Annotated in this window: 18 protein-coding genes and 2 tRNA genes; 5 read left to right on the top strand and 15 right to left on the bottom strand. The window is 68.1% G+C overall.

Annotation, left to right across the window (positions count from 1 at the left end; genetic code table 11):
• Window positions 1–85 precede the first annotated feature (85 nt).
• The 6 genes from AB0J78_RS15550 to AB0J78_RS15525 form a co-directional block, all read right to left on the bottom strand.
• Window positions 86–988, bottom strand: coding sequence for an amidohydrolase family protein (locus AB0J78_RS15550; RefSeq protein ID WP_363789586.1), 903 nt, complete (start codon window positions 986–988; stop codon window positions 86–88).
• 1 nt (window position 989) lies between these two features.
• Window positions 990–1,466, bottom strand: a complete 477-nt coding sequence (gene smpB / locus AB0J78_RS15545; protein WP_363789585.1) for an SsrA-binding protein SmpB — start codon at window positions 1,464–1,466, stop codon at window positions 990–992.
• A gap of 78 nt (window positions 1,467–1,544) precedes the next feature.
• Window positions 1,545–2,447, bottom strand: a complete 903-nt coding sequence (gene ftsX / locus AB0J78_RS15540) for a permease-like cell division protein FtsX (RefSeq protein WP_363789584.1) — start codon at window positions 2,445–2,447, stop codon at window positions 1,545–1,547.
• A gap of 74 nt (window positions 2,448–2,521) precedes the next feature.
• Complete coding sequence (gene ftsE, locus AB0J78_RS15535) at window positions 2,522–3,211, bottom strand: cell division ATP-binding protein FtsE (RefSeq protein ID WP_132625127.1); 690 nt, start codon at window positions 3,209–3,211, stop codon at window positions 2,522–2,524.
• Between the two features lie 102 nt (window positions 3,212–3,313).
• A complete protein-coding gene (gene prfB / locus AB0J78_RS15530) occupies window positions 3,314–4,420 on the bottom strand; it encodes a peptide chain release factor 2 (protein WP_363789582.1) in 1,107 nt (368 codons plus the stop codon).
• A gap of 242 nt (window positions 4,421–4,662) precedes the next feature.
• Window positions 4,663–5,160: a helix-turn-helix transcriptional regulator gene (locus AB0J78_RS15525; protein ID WP_132672950.1), complete on the bottom strand. Its 498-nt coding sequence runs from the start codon at window positions 5,158–5,160 to the stop codon at window positions 4,663–4,665.
• A gap of 356 nt (window positions 5,161–5,516) precedes the next feature.
• Between AB0J78_RS15525 and AB0J78_RS15520 the strand changes: the two genes are divergently transcribed.
• Window positions 5,517–5,741 carry a hypothetical protein gene (locus AB0J78_RS15520; protein WP_363789581.1) on the top strand — a complete coding sequence of 75 codons (225 nt, stop codon included), beginning with the start codon at window positions 5,517–5,519 and terminating at the stop codon, window positions 5,739–5,741.
• A gap of 47 nt (window positions 5,742–5,788) precedes the next feature.
• Here the strand turns inward: AB0J78_RS15520 and AB0J78_RS15515 are convergent.
• The 3 genes from AB0J78_RS15515 to AB0J78_RS15505 all read right to left on the bottom strand — a co-directional run bounded on the left by AB0J78_RS15515 (window position 5,789) and on the right by AB0J78_RS15505 (window position 9,271).
• Window positions 5,789–5,862: transfer RNA gene (locus AB0J78_RS15515), tRNA-Met, on the bottom strand.
• A 267-nt stretch (window positions 5,863–6,129) separates the two neighbouring features.
• Window positions 6,130–6,203: transfer RNA gene (locus tag AB0J78_RS15510), tRNA-Met, on the bottom strand.
• A 182-nt stretch (window positions 6,204–6,385) separates the two neighbouring features.
• A complete protein-coding gene (locus AB0J78_RS15505) occupies window positions 6,386–9,271 on the bottom strand; it encodes a UPF0182 family protein (protein ID WP_363789751.1) in 2,886 nt (961 codons plus the stop codon).
• 210 nt (window positions 9,272–9,481) lie between these two features.
• On the opposite strand from AB0J78_RS15505, the gene AB0J78_RS15500 reads away from it, so the two are divergent.
• On the top strand, window positions 9,482–9,997 hold the full coding sequence (locus AB0J78_RS15500) for a PPA1309 family protein (RefSeq protein ID WP_363789580.1): 516 nt from the start codon (window positions 9,482–9,484) through the stop codon (window positions 9,995–9,997).
• Between the two features lie 49 nt (window positions 9,998–10,046).
• Here the strand turns inward: AB0J78_RS15500 and AB0J78_RS15495 are convergent, their stop codons facing one another.
• Window positions 10,047–11,081: a PDZ domain-containing protein gene (locus tag AB0J78_RS15495; protein WP_363789579.1), complete on the bottom strand. Its 1,035-nt coding sequence runs from the start codon at window positions 11,079–11,081 to the stop codon at window positions 10,047–10,049.
• 105 nt (window positions 11,082–11,186) lie between these two features.
• Here AB0J78_RS15495 and AB0J78_RS15490 point away from each other — a divergent pair, with 105 nt between their 5' ends.
• Window positions 11,187–12,605: a zinc-dependent metalloprotease gene (locus AB0J78_RS15490; protein ID WP_363789578.1), complete on the top strand. Its 1,419-nt coding sequence runs from the start codon at window positions 11,187–11,189 to the stop codon at window positions 12,603–12,605.
• A gap of 58 nt (window positions 12,606–12,663) precedes the next feature.
• Here AB0J78_RS15490 and AB0J78_RS15485 read toward each other — a convergent pair whose 3' ends face one another.
• Window positions 12,664–13,221 (bottom strand): YgjP-like metallopeptidase domain-containing protein, encoded by a 558-nt coding sequence (locus AB0J78_RS15485; RefSeq protein WP_363789577.1) that lies wholly within the window; start codon window positions 13,219–13,221, stop codon window positions 12,664–12,666.
• A gap of 226 nt (window positions 13,222–13,447) precedes the next feature.
• On the opposite strand from AB0J78_RS15485, the gene AB0J78_RS15480 reads away from it, so the two are divergent.
• Together AB0J78_RS15480 and AB0J78_RS15475 are read left to right on the top strand one after the other, a co-directional pair.
• The gene (locus AB0J78_RS15480; protein ID WP_010693945.1) at window positions 13,448–13,597 is read left to right on the top strand and encodes a DUF5679 domain-containing protein; all 150 of its coding nucleotides are present in this window, start codon (window positions 13,448–13,450) and stop codon (window positions 13,595–13,597) included.
• A 267-nt stretch (window positions 13,598–13,864) separates the two neighbouring features.
• The gene (locus AB0J78_RS15475) at window positions 13,865–15,184 is read left to right on the top strand and encodes an AarF/ABC1/UbiB kinase family protein (RefSeq protein WP_363789576.1); all 1,320 of its coding nucleotides are present in this window, start codon (window positions 13,865–13,867) and stop codon (window positions 15,182–15,184) included.
• Between the two features lie 107 nt (window positions 15,185–15,291).
• Here AB0J78_RS15475 and AB0J78_RS15470 read toward each other — a convergent pair whose 3' ends face one another.
• From AB0J78_RS15470 to AB0J78_RS15455, 4 genes are all read right to left on the bottom strand, one after another.
• Window positions 15,292–16,185 carry a class I SAM-dependent methyltransferase gene (locus tag AB0J78_RS15470; RefSeq protein WP_363789575.1) on the bottom strand — a complete coding sequence of 298 codons (894 nt, stop codon included), beginning with the start codon at window positions 16,183–16,185 and terminating at the stop codon, window positions 15,292–15,294.
• 124 nt (window positions 16,186–16,309) lie between these two features.
• Entirely contained in the window at window positions 16,310–16,513 is a 204-nt protein-coding gene (locus AB0J78_RS15465) for a hypothetical protein (RefSeq protein WP_363789574.1), read from the bottom strand.
• The gene (locus AB0J78_RS15460) at window positions 16,510–16,860 is read right to left on the bottom strand and encodes a WhiB family transcriptional regulator (RefSeq protein ID WP_363789573.1); all 351 of its coding nucleotides are present in this window, start codon (window positions 16,858–16,860) and stop codon (window positions 16,510–16,512) included. The genes AB0J78_RS15465 and AB0J78_RS15460 overlap by 4 nt, the downstream gene beginning before the upstream one ends.
• Window positions 16,861–16,999: 139 nt before the next feature.
• Entirely contained in the window at window positions 17,000–17,200 is a 201-nt protein-coding gene (locus AB0J78_RS15455) for a hypothetical protein (RefSeq protein WP_363789572.1), read from the bottom strand.
• Between the last annotated feature and the right edge of the window lie 118 nt (window positions 17,201–17,318).

Genomic DNA, 17,318 nt, shown 5'->3' with positions numbered 1-17,318 from the left:
ATGTCCATGCTCCACTTGCTACCGGTTTTCGAACCGGTGTCCAACAGGATAACGCGTCGGGCCCCGGCGATCATTCCCATATCCCTCATACCTTCAAGCCCAGCAGCTTCGCCGGTGTGTCGTGCAGCACCGCGCGCAGGAAGGGCTTGCCGAGCCGAGGGTCGCCACCCGCCCAATCGGCGATGACCGCGAGCTGGTCGGCGTACTGGTACGGGATGTTCGGGTAGTCGGTGCCCAGCACGATCCGGTCGGGGTGCGAGGCGATCCGCGCTGCCCAGTCCTTGGGCAGCGGCGCGAACTTCTCGCTGAACGCCACACCGACCATGGTCGTGTCCAGGTGGACCCGCGGATAGCGCTCCACCAGGTTCAACGCCGCGAGGTAGTCGGGCATTCCGGCGTGCGCCAGCACCGCCGTGAGCCTGGGATGCCTGCGCAGCACGCCCTCGAACACGTCCAGCCCGGTGTAGGCACCGGAGATCGGACCGTTACCGCAGTGCACGACGACCGGCACGCCGGTCTCGCCGAGCAGGCCCCACGCCTGGTCCAGCAAGGGGTCGCGCGGGTCGAACGACCCCACCTGGACGTGCATCTTCACGCAGCGGGCGCCCTCGTCCAGCGCGCGAGCGAGGTAGTCGCCCACGCCGGGTTCGGGGTAGATGGTGGCGGTGGGAACCGCCTCCGGCGTGCGCTGGGCGAAATCGCGAACCCAGTCGTTGAGCCACGCGGCCATCGCGGGCTTGTGCGCGTAGACCAGCGGGGCGAACGCTCGCAGTCCGAACTCGCGCAGCAGCCGCGCCCGGGTGGGCTCGTCGTGCCGGTAGAAGATGTCCCACCGCATCCCGTAGTGCTCGGAGGCGTTGTCGAAGTACGCCCACACCTTGTCCAGCACGTTCGGCGGCAGGAAGTGGGTGTGGATGTCGACCAGACCCGGCAAGCCGAGTTCGTCCAGCCAAGCGGGAATTCGGTTGTCGTCGTGCGGTGCCGTCAAGTCAGCGCCGGCCCTTTCGCGCGCGCCCGATGGCGCGCTGGATCTCGCGTTCCATATCGCGCTTGGCGATGTCCTGACGCTTGTCGTGCGCCTTCTTGCCTCGCGCCAGCGCGAGCTCGACCTTGGCCTTGCCGTCGCTGAAGTACAGCGACATCGGCACCAGGCTCAGCCCGCTCTCCTTGATCTTGCCGACCAGCCGCTCGATCTCGTGCCGGTGGAGCAGGAGCTTGCGGGAGCGCCGCGGTTCGTGGTTGGTCCACGTCCCCTCGGTGTACTCGGGGATGTGGACGTTGCGCAGCCAGACCTCGCCGTCGTCCACAGTGGCGAAGCCGTCGACGAGCTGCGCCTTGCCCTGGCGCAGGCTCTTGACCTCGGTACCGGTCAGCGCGATGCCGGCCTCGTAGGTGTCGAGCACCGACCAGTCATGCCGCGCCTTGCGGTTCTGCGAGATGACCTTGCGGCCGCGTTCCTTCACCATGCGAACAACTCTAGTCCTCGTGTCACCCGGTTTAGCCGAACTCGGCGGCCCCTTCCGCAGGGACCGCCGAGCACCAGGCTACAGCCGCACGTACAGCCGGAGCGTGACGTAACCGGTGACAGCGGAGATCACCGCGGAGACCAGCAGCAGGATCGGCGAGATCAGCGCGATGTCGCCCCACTCGACCGCCGGGATGATGCCGGTCCCCAGCACCGGCCCCATGACCCTGTCGATGAACGCCGCCTTCGCGATCAGCAGACCGGCGATCGCCAGCACCGCACCGATCAGACCCGACACCATCGCTTCCAGGAGGAACGGCAGCTGGGTGTACCAGCGTGTCGCACCCACCAGGCGCATGATGCCGGTCTCCGTGCGGCGGGTGAACGCCGAGAGCTGAATGGTGTTGGAGATCAGCAGCAACGCGGCCAACGCCTGCACCAGCGCGATCGAGAACGTCGCGTTGCGGACGCCGTTGAGGATGTCGAACAACCGGTCCAGGTACTCGGCCTGGTCGACGACGCTGTCCACGCCCGGCTTGCTGGCGAACTCGGCCTGGATCTGCGGGAAGCGCTCCTGCTCGGTGAGCTTCACGCGCAGCGAGGCCGGCATCGCCTCGGCGCGGGCCACGTCCTTGAGCTCCGGCTGCGACTCGAAGACCTTGTTGAAGCTGGCGAACGCCTGCTCCCGGTTCTCGTACTTGACCGACTCGACGCCCTCGGCGCCCTTGAGCGCCGACATGACCGAGGCGCAGGGCTGCTGGCTGCAGTCGGTGTCATTGGCGCTGACGTCGTCGGTCATGAACACCACGACCTCGACGCGGTCCTGGTAGGTGTCCTGCATCTTGTCGATGAGCCGGACCACCAGCAGACCGCCACCGAGCAGACCCACCGAGATGGCGGTCGTCAGGATCATCGCGATGGTCATCGTCACGTTGCGCCGAAGGCCGTTGACGACCTCGCTGAATACGAAGCTCGCACGCATCTTGGGTCAGCTTTCCTGCCGTTCGGGGGTGTGGGTCCTCGGGTGCACGGGCCGGGCGATCGGGTCGCGCCGGATCAGCGGCCGACGCCGTACACGCCACGGGCGTCGTCGCGGATGACCCGGCCGAGGCTGAGCTCTACGACGCGACGGCGCATCGAGTCGACGATGCCGTGGTCGTGCGTGGCCATCACGACGGTGGTGCCGGTGCGGTTGATCCGCTCCAGCAGCAGCATGATGTCCTGGCTCGTGTCGGGGTCCAGGTTTCCCGTCGGCTCATCGCACAGCAGCACCAGCGGCCGGTTGACGAAGGCGCGCGCGATGGCGACGCGCTGCTGCTCACCACCGGAGAGCTCGTTGGGCATCCGGTCGGCCTTGCCGTCGAGGCCCACCAGCTGCAGCACCTGCGGGACGACCCGCTGGATGTCGGCGCGCGGCTTGCCGATGACCTCCAGCGCGAACGCGACGTTCTCGGCCACGGTCTTGTTGTTCAGCAGCCGGAAGTCCTGGAAGACGCAGCCGATGCGCTGACGCAGCCGGGGCACCCGGCGGCGCGGCAGCTTCGCGACGTTCCAGTCCGCGACGAAGACCCGGCCGCGGCTGGGCACATCCTCGCGCAGCAGGAGGCGCATGAACGTCGACTTCCCGGAGCCGGATGGCCCGATGAGGAACACGAACTCGCCCTTGTCGATGCCCACAGAGACATCGTCGAGAGCGGGCCGGGTCGACGTCTTGTACGTCTTGGACACGTGCTCAAGGCGGATCACGGCCGGGAGTTTACCCCCGCCCGATGGAGCGACCCGCACTCACCCACAGCGGTGGTTGCACCAGTGGTGACCAGGGGTTTCGACGGGCGCGCTGGGCGTCGATCAGGCCACGCTCTGCTGCTGGCGGCGCCAGCGGATCCCCGCTTCCAGGAAACCGTCGATGTCGCCGTCGAGAACCGCGTCGGGATTGCCCACTTCGTGCTCGGTCCGCAGGTCCTTGACCATCTGGTACGGGTGCAGCACGTAGGAGCGCATCTGGTTGCCCCAGCTGGAGCCGCCGTCCTTGAGGGCGTCGAGCTCGGCGCGCTCCTCCTCCTTCTTGCGGGCCAGCAGCTTGGACTGGAGCACGCGCATCGCGGCGGCCTTGTTCTGCAGCTGCGACTTCTCGTTCTGGCAGGACACCACCACGCCGGTCGGGATGTGCGTGATGCGCACGGCCGAGTCGGTGGTGTTCACGCTCTGCCCGCCGGGGCCGGAGGAGCGGAAGACGTCGACGCGGATGTCCTTCTCCGGGATCTCGACGTGGTCGGTCTCCTCGACGACCGGCAGCACCTCGACACCCGCGAAGGAGGTCTGGCGGCGGCCCTGGTTGTCGAACGGCGAGATCCGCACCAGGCGGTGGGTGCCCTGCTCGATGGACAGGGTGCCGTAGGCGTAGGGCGCGTTGACCCGGAACGTCGCCGACTTCAGGCCGGCCTCTTCGGCGTAGGAGGTGTCGTAGACCTCGGCCGGGTAGGAGTGCCGCTCGGCCCAGCGCAGGTACATGCGCATCAGCATCTCGGCGAAGTCGGCGGCGTCGACGCCACCGGCCTCCGCGCGGATGGTGACCACCGCTTCGCGCTGGTCGTACTCGCCGGAGAGCAGGGTCCGGACCTCCAGGGTTTCGAGGTCCTTGGCGAGGCGCTCGCGCTCCTCGTCGGCCTCGGCCAGACCGGAGCTGTCGCCCTCGTCTTCGCTGAGCTCGTAGAGGACTTCGAGGTCCTCGACGCGCTGGCGGAGCTCGGAGATGCGGCGCAGGTCGGCCTGCCGGTGCACGAGCCGGCTGCTGACGCGCTGCGCGTTGTCGACGTCGTCCCAGAGATCGGGCTTGGCCGCCTCCTGCTCCAGCTCGGAGATCTCCGCGCGGAGTGCGTCGAGATCCATCACGCTCTCGATGCCTTCGAGCGTGTTGGACAGTTCCTTGAGGGAGGCCGCGACGTCGGGATTCACAGTGCTCAGGGTACTTCACCGATGAGCGGCCGCCCACGAGGACGGCACTGATCGGCTTTCGCCTGCGGGCGAACGCGAACAACGGCTGCGCCGATCGAGCGGCGCAGCCGTTGTTGACGGGTGTCACCCGGTGCTGCTGAACCGTCCGCGGGTGGCGCGGCCGCGAGCCGTGGCGGCCACCTGAGCGCCGCCGAGCTCAGCCACCCGCGCCGCTGCGCGAAAAGAGCCCAGGAACAGGTTCTTCAGTCGGGGATCGAATCGAGGAGCTTGTTGATCGCCCGGTTGTAGGCGACCGTGAAGTCGGCGGCGGCCTTCTCGTAGGGGTCGCCCGCCGTCTTGGCGGCGTTGCGGGCCTCGTCCATCTTCACCGCGGTCTGCGCGCGGGCGGACTCGACGAGCGCGGCGCGCTGGCGCGGGGTGAGGGTGCCGGAGTAGACCAGCTTGAGGATCAGCGGGCTGCGGACGTTGTCAGGCCCCGGGGCGGTGTTCAGCCACGACTTGAAGGCCTTCTTCCCGGCGGCCGTGATCGCGTACTGCTGACTGGAGCGCGGGCCCTGCTTGCCGAGGCGCAGCAGGCCGTCCTCGGTCAGCGCGGGCAGCTCGCGGTACACCTGGCTGCGGGTGACGCTGAAGAACCCGGCGAAGCGCTCGGTGGCCGCGGCGACCAGCTGGCCACCGGTCTTCGGCCCTTCGTGCAGTAGTCCCAACAGGGCAGCGGATGTCGCATTCAGCTCGCTCACGACACCAACGGTGCCACGTCCCGACGGAGCTGTCCACAGTGGTCGGCGCTTCTGTCCACAGTGGTTGCACCTGACTGGTCCGAGTGGACGAACCATTCCGCCATTGGTCCCAGACCGGGATTACCGGTTTTTCGGCGCGCGGGGGCTCGATGATCACAGATCCCACCCGAATGCAGCCCTGGTAGATGCACGGATTGCAACCGCGCGCTCGTTGATTCGCCTGTATGGGGGTTCTTGGCCGCGCAATGAGGTGTTATCACGTTCTGAAACTGCACAACTACAGGTGGTAACCCTCACGCTGCTGTTGGCCGCCGGGTCGCGGCGGGCGCACGGCGTGGAAAGCAGGAGGTTCGGGCGTGCATCGCAGTTGGTTGCGTACCAAGGTCAACGAGAGCAAGGAGAAGGTGACCCAGAAGGTCGCCGAACGAGCCAAGTCCATGGTCCCGGTGCAGCGCGGCGCCGAGACGGACACCTGCATGGTCTGCGGCCGCACCATGCGCCAAACGGCCGTGGTCCGAGGCGACGGCAGGGTCTGCTCCCCCGGCTGCGCTCGCAAGTGGGCCGAGGGCCTGAAGGACTGAGCGCGAAGAAAAGTGCCTCCGGATGACCGGAGGCACTTTCTCTCTAGTAGCGGGGACAGGATTTGAACCTGCGACCTCTGGGTTATGAGCCCAGCGAGCTACCGAACTGCTCCACCCCGCGCCGTCGGCTGAAGTTTCCAGCCGCTTCGTTCTGTTGTAATAGGAACTCTACACCCCCGGAAAACACCTTCCACACGGGGTCCCCAAAACCGGTTTCCCCAGCTCAAACGTCCGGGGCGAACACAGGCCGAATACCACCGAAAGGTCACGGTCGCCCCAAGGCAACCACCGCACCGTGGGGGCCTACGGGGGCTCGGCCCCCGTAAAGACACCGAGAAACGGGAAAGTCCCCCTCAGCGAAGCCAAGGGGGACTGAACACCAAACCAGTAGCGGGGACAGGATTTGAACCTGCGACCTCTGGGTTATGAGCCCAGCGAGCTACCGAACTGCTCCACCCCGCGCCGTCGGCTGAAAATTCCAGCCGCTTCGTTCTGTTGTAGGCATTAGCTTACGGACCGGGTCACGGCCGTTCAAACCGGGGGTGGCTAAGCGGTTCCGCACCCGTCCTGACCTGGCCTTCAGATGCGTCGGCGGGGCGGGAACCGCGCCGGTTCCCCACCCCGCCGACTTCCACACGGACGGCTCAGCCGCCGGTGCCCTGCCCCTGCTCGAAGCGCTTGATGGCGTCGTCGAGCTGCTGGTAGGCCTGGCCCATCTCGGCGAAGTTGCCGGACTGCTGGGCCTTGCGGACCCGTTCCAGCGCGTCGCGGATCGCGCCGACCTCCTCCTGGCCCGTCTGCGGCGTCCCCGGTGCCGGCGGCTGCCCCGGCTGCTCGGGCTGCGCGCCGGGCGTGCCCGGCTGGGTCCCCTGGCCCGCTCCGGAACCGAAGACCTGGTCGAGCGCCCCCTGCAGGGTCTCGGAGAAGCCGACCTTGCCGCCGAAGGACACCAGCACCCGTGCGAGCTGCGGGTAGGACTCCTGCTCGTTGCGCTGGATGTAGATGGGCTCGATGTAGAGCAGCCCACCGGCCACCGGCAGCGTGAGCAGGTTGCCGAAGATCGCCGTGACGTTCGGGTTGTTGAACAGCGTCCGGTTCTCGGTGACCTCGGGGGTCGACTCCATCTGGTTCTGGACCTGGTTCGGACCCGGGGTCAGCGTGTTCGTCGGCAGCCGCAGCACGGTCATCTGCCCGTAGTTCTGCGGGTCCGAGGACACCGACACCCACGCCGAGAGGTTCTGCCGCCGCAGCGCGGTCAGGGCGCTGGTCAGCTGGAAGTTCGGCTGCTGCTGACCTTCGACCTGGGCGAGCACGTAGTAGGGCGGCTGCTGCCCCTCACTGCTGCCGACGGTGCCGCGAGCCGTGGGGTCGTTGGGCACCTCCCAGAAGGTCTGGGTGGAGAAGAAGTCGCCCGGGTTGTCCACGTGGTACTCGGTCAGCAGCTTGCGCTGCACCTTGAACATGTCCTCCGGGTACCGGAAGTGCTCGCGCAGCTGCGGCGAGATGGCGCTGGCCGGCTTGACCACGCCGGGGAACACGCCCTCCCAGGTCTTGAGGACCGGGTCGTTCTCGTCGGTGGCGAACAGGTCGACGGTGCCGTCGTAGGCGTCGACCGTGGCCTTGACCGAGTTGCGGATGTAGTTGATCTGCTGGTTGGGCTGGCGCTCGACCCCGGTGAGGGTGTCGTTGGTGGCCTCGCCCAGCTCGGTCAGCTTCGAGTACGGGTAGTTGTTCAGCGTGGTGTAGCCGTCGACGATCCACTTGACGCGGCCGTCCACCACGGCCGGGTACGGGTCGCCGTCGAGCTTGAGCCACGGCGCGACCTTCTGGACGCGGTCGCGCGGGTTGCGCTCGTAGATCAGCTTGGAGTTCTCGCCGATCACACCGCTGAACAGGAAGTTCCGCTCGCCGTAGTAGGCGGCGAAGGCCAGCCGCTGGAACGGGTTGGAGATCGGCACGCCGCCGCGGCCGTCGTAGGTGAACTGCTGGGTGTCGGTGTCGTACTCGCGCGGGGCCTCACCCGGGTTGCCGCCGACGATGGCGTAGTCGTCGGGGCCGACGAGCTCGCCGTAGTAGACGCGCGGCTGCTCGACCGGGATGCCGCCCTGGCCCTTGTTGGCGACGTCGCTGATCTGGAAGACCGGGTAGCCGCCCTGCGTGGCGCCCTCGTTGAAGGTCGAGTCAACCCGGTCGGCCGGTGCGGCGATGAAGCCGTTGCCGTGGGTGTAGACGGTGTGCCGGTTGATCCAGTTCTGCTGGTTGACCGCCAGGCCGTCGGTGTTGATCTCGCGCAGCGCGACCAGGTAGTCCTGCAGCTGCCCGTTGGCGTCCCGGTAGCGGTCGACGTCGAGCTTGTCGGGGAAGCCGTAGAAGTTGTACTGCTGCGTGAGCTGCGTGAACGTCGCCGACAGAACGTTGGGGTCGAGCAGCCGGATGTTGGGGATGGTGCCGGCGTCGTCGGCGACCTCGCTGGGCTGCAGCTGCGTCTTGCCCGGGTAGTCGACGAAATTGACCTTGTCGTCGCCGATGCCGAACGCGGACTTGGTGGCCGCGAGGTTGCGCTCGATGGAGACGGCCTCGCGCTGGTTGGCGTTCGGCCGCACCGAGAACTGCTCCAGCAGCGCCGGCCACACCGCGCCGACCACGACGCTCGACAGCAGCAGCAGGACCGTCGCCAGCGCCGGGATCTGCAGGTTCTTCAGGAAGATCACCGAGAAGAACGCCAGCGCGCAGAACACCGCGATGCACATCAGGATCAGCTTCGCCGGCATCACCGCGTTGAGGTCGGTGTAGCTGGCACCGGTGAACAGGTTGTTGCGCTGGGACAGCAGCAGGTCGTACCGGTCGAGGAAGTAGTCGACGGCCTTGAGCAGCACGAACAGGCCGGCCAGCACGCCGAGCTGAACCCGCGCGGGCATCGACAGCTGGCCGCTGCGGCCGGTGAGCCGGATGCCGCCGAAGATGTAGTGGGTGACCAGCGCGCCGAGGAACGACACGGTCACCGCGATGAACGCCCAGGACAGCACCATGCGCCAGAACGGCAGCTGGAAGACGTAGAAGCTGATGTCCTTGCCGAACTCCGGGTCGGTCTGCCCGAACGGGACGCTGTGCAGGAACAGCTGCAGCGTCTGCCAGTCGGCCTGCGCGGCCAGCCCGCTGATCGCGGCGATCAGGATCGGCACGCCCAGGCCGAACAGCCGGGAGTGCTCGGTGATAACCGTGCGGTAGCGGGTCAGCGGGTCGTCCGGGCCGCTGACCGGGACGAACACCGGGCGGTTGCGGTAGGCCATCCAGAGGTTGAGCAGCAGCACGCCGCCCAGGAAGACGGCGGCCACGACGCCGAGGCCGAGCCGCGAGGCGACCTGGGTCGTGAAGACCTGCCGGTATCCCACCTCGCCGAACCACAACCAGTCGACGTAGGCGCCCAGCATCCGCGATCCGAGGATCAGGGCGAGCAGGACGACCCCGCCCAGAATCAGCAGGATTCTGCTTCGCCGGGATAGTTTCGGCATTCCTACCGGGGGCCGCATGGCCACAGCGCACGCTCCTGGGGACGGTCAGCTGAACTTGGCAATCACGTCGGAGAACACGATTCCCTCGTGATGTTCAACTCTACGACCCATGTGTGAAGTTCCTGGAAGGCCCCGCGCGAACGGTATTTTTCGGACACAGATCGGTATCGATCGGTTCAACTCGGCGCGCCTCCCTCCGTCGAAGGCGGTTCTGCGACGATTGCCGCCATGCCTTCCGCAGAGGAATTGGGGTTCGCCCTGCCCGTCGCGACCCGCGAGGTCGAGGAGTTCGTCGCTTCGGCCGGCTGGGACCAGCCGACGCAGATCTTCGCCCTGGTGGCGACCGAGACGATGATCGCCGCAGCTCCCGAGATGGCCGCCCAGCTCGACCCGGTGGCCTCTCCCCTGACGCCGCTGGCGCAGGAGTCGCTGCCCGCCGAGGACCTCGGCGAGGCGCTGGCCCGCATCGAGTGGCCGGAGCAGGTCGTCGGCTGCGCGCTGGTGCAGGAGATCGTCGTGCTGCCGCCGGAGGCGGAGGCCGCGCTGCCGGAGGACGAGGACGGCGCCCGCGAGCTCGCCGCCGAGCACCCCGACCGGCGCGAAGCGCGGCTGGTGGCCGCGGTCCTGCGCGACGGCGGCGGTCAGTCCTGCGTCATGCGGCTGCGCGGCGAGGAGGACGAGGTCTTCAGCGACCCCTCGCTGGCCCCCAACCTGCTGAAGGCCCTGAACGCCACCTTCGCCTGAGCTCCGGCTCTCGCGGCTGCGCCGCTCGCACGCGGTTCAGAGGGCGTGCTCAGCAGGCTGCTGGGGCTTGGTTCGCGCGCAGCGCTTCCATCGCCTTGGTGGCGTCGCCGAGGTTCGCGACCCTGGCGAGCTGGAGGCCGTCCGGGGCCTGGGACTTGGCCTCGGCGCAGTTCTCGGCCGGGACCAGGAAGATCGTGGCGCCGGATTCCTTGGCCTTGATCATCTTGAACGGGATGCCGCCGATCGGCCCGACGTTGCCCGCCGGGTCGATCTCGCCGGTGCCCGCGACGAACTTGCCGCCGTTGAGCTCGCCGGGCGTCAGCTTGTCGATGATCGCCAGCGTGAACATCAGGCCGGCCGAGGGGCCGCCCACGTCGGCGAGGCTGATCTTGATCTCGAACGGCACGTCCGGGCGCTCGGTCGCGCCGACGCCGAGGAAGCCCTGCGACTGGTCGCCGCCCGGCTGGTCGTTGCGCCCCAGCTGCACGTTGGCGACCTGTTCGGGCTGGTCAGCGCGCTGGTAGCGGATCTCCACCCGGTCTCCGGGCTTGGTCCCGGTCAGCGCCGCCTTCAGCGACGCGGCGTCGGTGACCGGCTTGCCGTTGGCGTTGAGCAGCCGGTCGCCGGGCTCCAGCGTGCCGTCGGCCGGGCTGCCCTTGACGATCTGGCCGATCAGCACCTTGTGCGGATAGCCGAGGAAGCGCAGCGCCGCGGACTCGGCGGTCGTCTGCGAGTCGTTGAACGCCTCGGTGTTCTCCTGCTCGATCTGCTGCTCGCTCTTGTTCGGCGGGAAGTAGACGTCGCGCGGAGCCAGGGCGTAGCGACCGGAGACCCACAGGCCCAGCGCACCGAACAGCGACAACTGGTCGGTGACCGATACCGTGGTCATGTTCAAGTGACCGGCGGTCGGGTAGGTTTCATGTCCCTCGACGCCGATCACCGGGTGGTCGCCATCCAGGCCGAGCGTGTCGTACGTCGGCCCGGGGCCCAGCGCCACGAACGGCACCCGCGCGAACGCGCCGAGGAGACCGAAGGCGACAACCAGCACGACACTCGTCAGCAGCGTCCAGGTACGGCGGTTCACGAGGCGACAGCGTACGTGTTCGCTCTTGGCGATGTTCCCGGTGTTCGCACAGACCAGAGCCACGACATCTTCTTAGGGGCGGCTGAGGCCGCGTACGGTGGAACTATGACCAATATGCCGTTCGGGTTCAGTTCGCAGGACCCCGACGACCCCGACAAGGGCGACTCGTCGCAAGGCCGCTCTGAGGGTGGAGCCGGCAACCCGGGGGACAACCCCTTCGGTTTCGCCGGCATGCCCGGACCGGGCGGCAACTTCGACATCGGGCAGCTCGGCCAGATGCTGACCCAGCTCGGCCAGGCGCTGAGCCACTCCGGTGGCGGTAGCGGCCAGTCCGGGCCGGTCAACTACGACCTCGCCAAGCAGCTCGCGGTGCAGCAGCTGCACAACAACCAGCGGACCGAACGACCCAGCCAGGAGCAGGTCAAGGCGATCGAGGACGCGGTGCGCCTCGCCGAGCTGTGGCTCGACGCCAGCACCTCGCTGCCCGCCGGGGTCCGCTCGGTCCAGACCTGGTCCTCCGTGGACTGGGTCGAGAAGACCCTGCCGGTGTGGCAGCGGCTGTGCGACCCGATCGCGCAGCGCATGTCCGCGGCCTGGCTGGAGGCGCTGCCGGAGGAGGCCAAGCAGGCCGCCGGCCCGCTGCTGAACATGCTCGGCCAGATGGGCGGGATGACCTTCGGATCGCAGCTGGGCAGCGGACTCGCCCAGCTCGGCGGTGAGGTCCTGACCTCCACCGAGGTCGGGCTGCCGCTGGGACCGTCCGGGACCGCGGCGCTGCTTCCGGCCAACATCGAGAAGTTCGTCGAGGGACTGGACCGGCCGATCAGCGAGGCCACCTTGTTCCTGGCCGCGCGCGAGGCGGCGCACCACCGGCTGTTCGGGCACGTCCCGTGGTTGGCGCAGCGCTTGCTGGCCACCGTCGAGGAGTACGCGCGCGGCATCCACATCGACACCTCCGCGCTGGAGGACATGGCGGGCAAGATCGACCCGTCCAACCCGGCGTCGATGCAGGAGATGATGGGTTCGGGAATGCTCGAACCGCAGACCACTCCGGAGCAGCAGGCCGCGCTGAACAGGCTCGAAACGCTGCTGGCCCTGGTCGAGGGCTGGGTCGACGTGGTCGTGGCCGACGCTCTGGGCGAGCGGCTGCCGGGCGCGGAGGCGCTGGGCGAGCTGGTCCGCAGGCGTCGCGCCAGCGGCGGCCCGGCCGAGCAGACCTTCGCGACGCTGATCGGGCTGGAGCTGCGCCCGCGCCGGATGCGCGACGCGGCGAACCTCTGGCGGCTGATGGCCGAGCGCCACGGCACCGAGGCCCGCGACCAGGTCTGGGACCACCCGGACCTGCTGCCCGACAGCTCCGACCTGGACGAACCGCTGGACTTCGCCGACCGCTGGGGTTCGAACTCCGACCTCGACGACCCGATCGCGGCCATCCGCCGCGCCGAGGAAGCCGAGAAGTCCGAGGACGACTTCTCCGAGGGTGACTCGGACTCCGACGGCTCCAACGGCGACGCCAAGTCCTGATTCACGCCCACCACCCGTCCACCGCACATCGCGGGGGGCGGGTGGTGTTGTGTCCGGGTCAGGAGCCTTCGGGGTCCTCGGTCTCGTCGTCGGTGAGGCCGACCTGGAGCTGGGACGCCGCGACCACGCCTTCGAGGTAGCCGATCGCGCGTTCGGTCTTCGGGTAGCGCTCGACCCACTTCCAGAAGTCGGCACCGTGGCCGGGGACCAGCAGGTGCGCGAGCTCGTGGACGAGCACGTAATCGAGCACCCATCCGGGTACATCTCGCAGCCGCTCGCTCACTCGAATGGTGCCCTCGCTGGGCGTGCACGAGGCCCAGCGGGTGCGCATCGGCGGAACCCACCGAACGCTGCTCGGATCGGTCCTGCCGTCCAGGTACTTCACGGACAGCTCACGGCAGCGCTGCACCAGCGCCTCGTCCGAGTTGCGTGCGGGGGATCGGCGTCGCGTCTCGCTGCGCTGCAGACGGCTCAGCATGTCCGCCACCCAGCGTTTTTCCTCCGCACGGCTCATCCGAGCCGGGAGCAGCACCACGATCTTGTCGCCGTCGCGATAGGCGCTCACCGTCTGGCGGCGGCGCTTGCTGCGGCGGACCTCGACCTGCGGTTCAGCCACGAAAGTGGACCTTAGCGACTGGCTCCGACAAACGGTTCCCCCTGTGAGCTGCACCTCATGGTCAAGTTCCCATCAATGGACGAATGATTACTCCATCGAGTCGAACATGCCATGCTCGTAATGCATGCATCTCAATTACTCCGCCTGTACGGTTCCCCCAGCCGCCCGCAGGGGGCGCCGGCGATCCAGCTGTAGCGCTGGATCAATTACCAGAAGGAGGGGAGCCGTGGCCGAGACGTACAACGGCTACTGCGTGAAGTGCCGGGAGAAGCGCGACTTTTCCGGTGAGGTCTCGGAGACCAACGGACGCCGGATGGCCAAGGGCACGTGCCCCGTGTGCGGGACCAAGATGACCCGCATCCTCGGCAAGGCGTGACAGGCACGGGTGGGCCGCCAGCGGCCCACCCCGTCCCGGTTTCCCGGGGGTTCCCGAAGCGGTAAATCCGTTTTGAGTCGCTTAACCGTTCCCGTCGGCCCAACCCATTCGGCCGCGGGAACGAACCCCGCTCAACCAGAATGCCGATCACGACCCACGACGCGCTGTTGAACGACTAGCATGTTGATGGGTTTCTCGTTTTCCGAATGGCGACCCCACGGCTTTCGGTCTTCGAGAGGGTTTTCCTGCGCGCACCTAGGAGAATTCGTGGCCGACATTCCCCGCCAAGCTGCACACCGCACCGCCAAGCTCGCCAGCCTGCCACTGGGCGTCGCAGGACGGGTCGCTGCGGGCTGGGGACGCCGTCTGACCGGCCAGAACGCCGCCGAGATCAACGCCGACGTGGCCGCCAAGACCGCTGAGCAGCTGTTCGCGGTGCTGGGGCAGCTCAAGGGCGGGGCGATGAAGTTCGGCCAGGCGCTGAGCGTGTTCGAGGCCGCCGTGCCCGACGCGATGGCCGGTCCCTATCGCGAGGCGCTGACCAAGTTGCAGTCGGCGGCGCCGCCGATGCCGATCTCCAGCGTGCACCGGGTGCTGGCCGAACAGCTGGGCTCCTCGTGGCGCACGCGCTTCGAGTCCTTCGACGACGAGCCCGCGGCCTCGGCCAGCATCGGCCAGGTGCACCGAGCGGTGTGGCACGACGGCCGCGAGGTGGCGGTCAAGGTCCAGTACCCAGGCGCCGACGAGGCGTTGCGCTCCGACCTCCGGCAGCTGATGCGGTTCTCCCGCCTGTTCCAGTCGCTGGCACCGGGCGCCGAGGTCAAGCCGCTGCTGGAGGAGCTGCAGGAGCGGATGGTCGAGGAGCTCAACTACCGCATCGAGGCCGACAACCAGCGCACCTTCGCCAAGGTCTTCTCCGGTGACGAGCGGGTCGTGGTGCCCGCGGTGATCGCGAGCGCGCCGAAGGTCGTGGTCACGGAGTGGGTGACCGGCACACCGTTCTCGAAGATCATCGCCGAGGGTTCGCAGGCCGAGCGGAACCTGGCGGGCCGGCTGCTGGCCGAGTTCCACTTCTCGACCCCGGCCAAGGTCGGTTTGCTGCACGCCGATCCGCACCCGGGCAACTTCATGCTGCTGCCGGACGAGCGGCTGTGCGTGATCGACTTCGGCGCGGTCTCGCGGCTCCCCGACGGCCTGCCGCCGACGTTCGGCAAGATGATCCGGCTGGCTCTTCACGACCAGTCGATCGAGCTGCTGGAATTGCTGCGCGATGAGCGGTTCGTGCAGCCGGACCAGGAGCTGCGGGCCGAGGACGTGCTCGCCTACCTGGCGCCGTTCGTGGACCCGGCGCGCACCGAGACCTTCCACTTCACCCGCCGCTGGCTGCAGCGGCAGGCCGAACGGGTTTCCGACCTGAGCAGCCCCGACTTCCGCACCGGAAGGCTGCTGAACCTCCCGCCGGACTACCTGCTGATCCATCGGGTCACTCTGGGCGCGACGGGCATCCTCTGCCAGCTCGACGCCGAGGTCGCCACCCGCGACATCATCGCCGAGTGGCAACCCGGCTTCGCCGAAGCAGAGGCCTGACGCAACCCACGCCCTCAGCCGTCACCCCGCCGAGCGCGATTCGAATTTCGCGCGAAATTCGAATAGGAGGGCATGTCCGACCCGCGTTCGTGCAGGTCAGTTGCTCGTCAGGCGGGTTTGGTGCCGACGTGGACGGTGTTGGCGCTGAGGTAGTAGAGATCGTCCCGGTTCCCCGCGTAGTGCTCGCCGTCGGGATCCAGCAGCTGGTCCAGCGCCGCAACGTCCTCGGCCGCGAGCCGTTCCTCGGCGTCGCGGCGGAGCATCGACAGCTGGCGCAGTGCAGCGGCTCGCCCGGACTCGTCCAACGGCGCGGGCCGGTCGATGAGGTAGCTGAACGAGGTGGCCTCCACGAGCCCGGCCTCGCCCATGGCCTTCGGCCAGCCCATCGGCAGCCGGACCGAGTCGTCCATCTCGGTCCGCATCTGCTGGAACCACTGCTCGCTCGCGCTGATCAGCCGGGCTTCCAGGCCGGGTCCGCCGATGCCGATGTCGGCGGGCAGAACCCTGGTCTGCAGGCCGAATTCGACGACCGCCAGCCGCCCACCGGGTTTCACCAGCCCTGCCAACCTGCGCAGACCGGCGAGCTGGTCGGGCAGGTGGTGCACGACGAACGCCGCGTAGACGAGGTCGGCCTGCGGTGGAGCACCGGCTCCGGTGATCTCCTCGGCCAGCGTGTCGGCGGCGGCATCGGCCCGCACGGTGCGGACGGTGACGCCCTCGGCGGCGTCCGACGCCCGCTCCCCCGCCGCCGCCAGCAGCTGTTCGGCGGTGTCGACGATGGTCAGCTGCGACTCGTCACCGTTGCGCGCCAGGCCCTTCGCGAGGATCGCCGCCGTGCCGCCGGCACCGGCTCCGATCTCGATCGCCGAGCGGTCCTCGGGCCGCAGCAGCTTGGCGACCACCTCGGTGATGTCCGGTGCGATGAAGTCGTCGGCCGCGCGCAGGCGCTGCAGGTGCGCGTCCCAGTCGATGTTGTCATGCGAATGCGAATGTGCTCCCACGAGCCGAAACACTAGACCTGACACCGCGAAACACGCACGTCGGTTTGCCGGTTCGGCAAGAATGCGTCGGCCGCCGCGGAACGCGACGGCCGACGCGGCACCCGCGAGCGCGCGATCACGGAGTTCAGCGCTGCTCAGCGGATTCGGCTCTTCTCGTCGCGAAGCGGGCGATCGCCCGCCATCCGCGACCGGCCGACATCGAGCGAACTTCACGTTGTCGCTCGGCCTCGGCCATCATCTCCTTCCTATGTATCCGCATCAGCTCCTCGGTCGGGTACATGCGCATCTCCGCGTTGTTCGGGTGGATCAGTCCAGTGGTGTTGGTCATGCTGCTCGCTCCTGCTTGCGGGGTTCGACTTCTCCCGGACGTGGGTGCTTGCGCGGACGACCGCGCCTGCGCTTGCGCGCGACGACCTCGCCGCGTTCGAAGATCTCGCCGCCCCAGACCCCCCAGGGTTCGCAGCGATCCAGCGCGCCGGCCAGGCACTCGGTCTTGATCGGGCAGTCGCTGCACAGGACCTTGGCCTGCTCCAGGTCGGACGGGTTCTCGGCGAACCACAGGTCCGGGTCCCGGCGGCAGGGCAAGCGGCGTTGCAGCGATGAGCCCGTGGGTTGCTCGGGCTCGAACTGCGAGTCCACGGCCGACTCGGGTATCGGCACACTCGCGGTGAACATACGACTTCCTCCAGTAGTCGATGGCAGGCGACTTGTGGTTGTGGATGGATGTGGTTGTGGTTGTGGATCAACCAGGAACACAAAAAGGCCGCGGACCCGTTGTGCAGGTCCGCGGCCTTCTGAGAAGCCTGGGGCTCTCCTAGATCAGCGGATCCAGGAAAGACCAACGGACCGACCTGCGCGGGTGCTGCAGGGTCGCCGGGACAAAGCCGTAGCCACGCGGCTTTTCGGCGCGCAGATCATTGGCAATGGCGGCGGCGAGCACAAAGGTGCCCGAGAGCAGCGAAACAACCCCGGCCATGAAGGAGTGCGGGGCGTACGTGGTCTCGAAGATCTTCACTGTCCCCACCTCCTTCTCGGTCTCCGTCGGCGAATGCGGGCCAACTCGGCCCGCGCGTGTCTACGAGGTTATGTGCCGCGAGGTACAACCCGCAACATATTTTTGACCTGCGGTTTTG

Source organism: Saccharopolyspora sp. NPDC049426 (assembly GCF_040676935.1).
In the GTDB taxonomy this organism is placed as follows: domain Bacteria; phylum Actinomycetota; class Actinomycetes; order Mycobacteriales; family Pseudonocardiaceae; genus Saccharopolyspora.
Note: the sequence above shows the minus strand (reverse complement) of the source record. Positions and strands in the feature narration are given on the sequence as shown.

Excerpts from the sequence above, each read along its gene's own strand:
- AB0J78_RS15465 (WP_363789574.1), bottom strand. The coding sequence starts at position 16,513 with ATGACCAACACCACTGGACTGATCCACCCGAACAACGCGGAGATGCGC.
- ftsX (WP_363789584.1), bottom strand. The coding sequence starts at position 2,447 with ATGCGTGCGAGCTTCGTATTCAGCGAGGTCGTCAACGGCCTTCGGCGC.
- smpB (WP_363789585.1), bottom strand. The coding sequence starts at position 1,466 with ATGGTGAAGGAACGCGGCCGCAAGGTCATCTCGCAGAACCGCAAGGCG.
- AB0J78_RS15505 (WP_363789751.1), bottom strand. The coding sequence starts at position 9,271 with ATGCGGCCCCCGGTAGGAATGCCGAAACTATCCCGGCGAAGCAGAATC.
- AB0J78_RS15500 (WP_363789580.1), top strand. The coding sequence starts at position 9,482 with ATGCCTTCCGCAGAGGAATTGGGGTTCGCCCTGCCCGTCGCGACCCGC.
- AB0J78_RS15490 (WP_363789578.1), top strand. The coding sequence starts at position 11,187 with ATGACCAATATGCCGTTCGGGTTCAGTTCGCAGGACCCCGACGACCCC.
- AB0J78_RS15460 (WP_363789573.1), bottom strand. The coding sequence starts at position 16,860 with ATGTTCACCGCGAGTGTGCCGATACCCGAGTCGGCCGTGGACTCGCAG.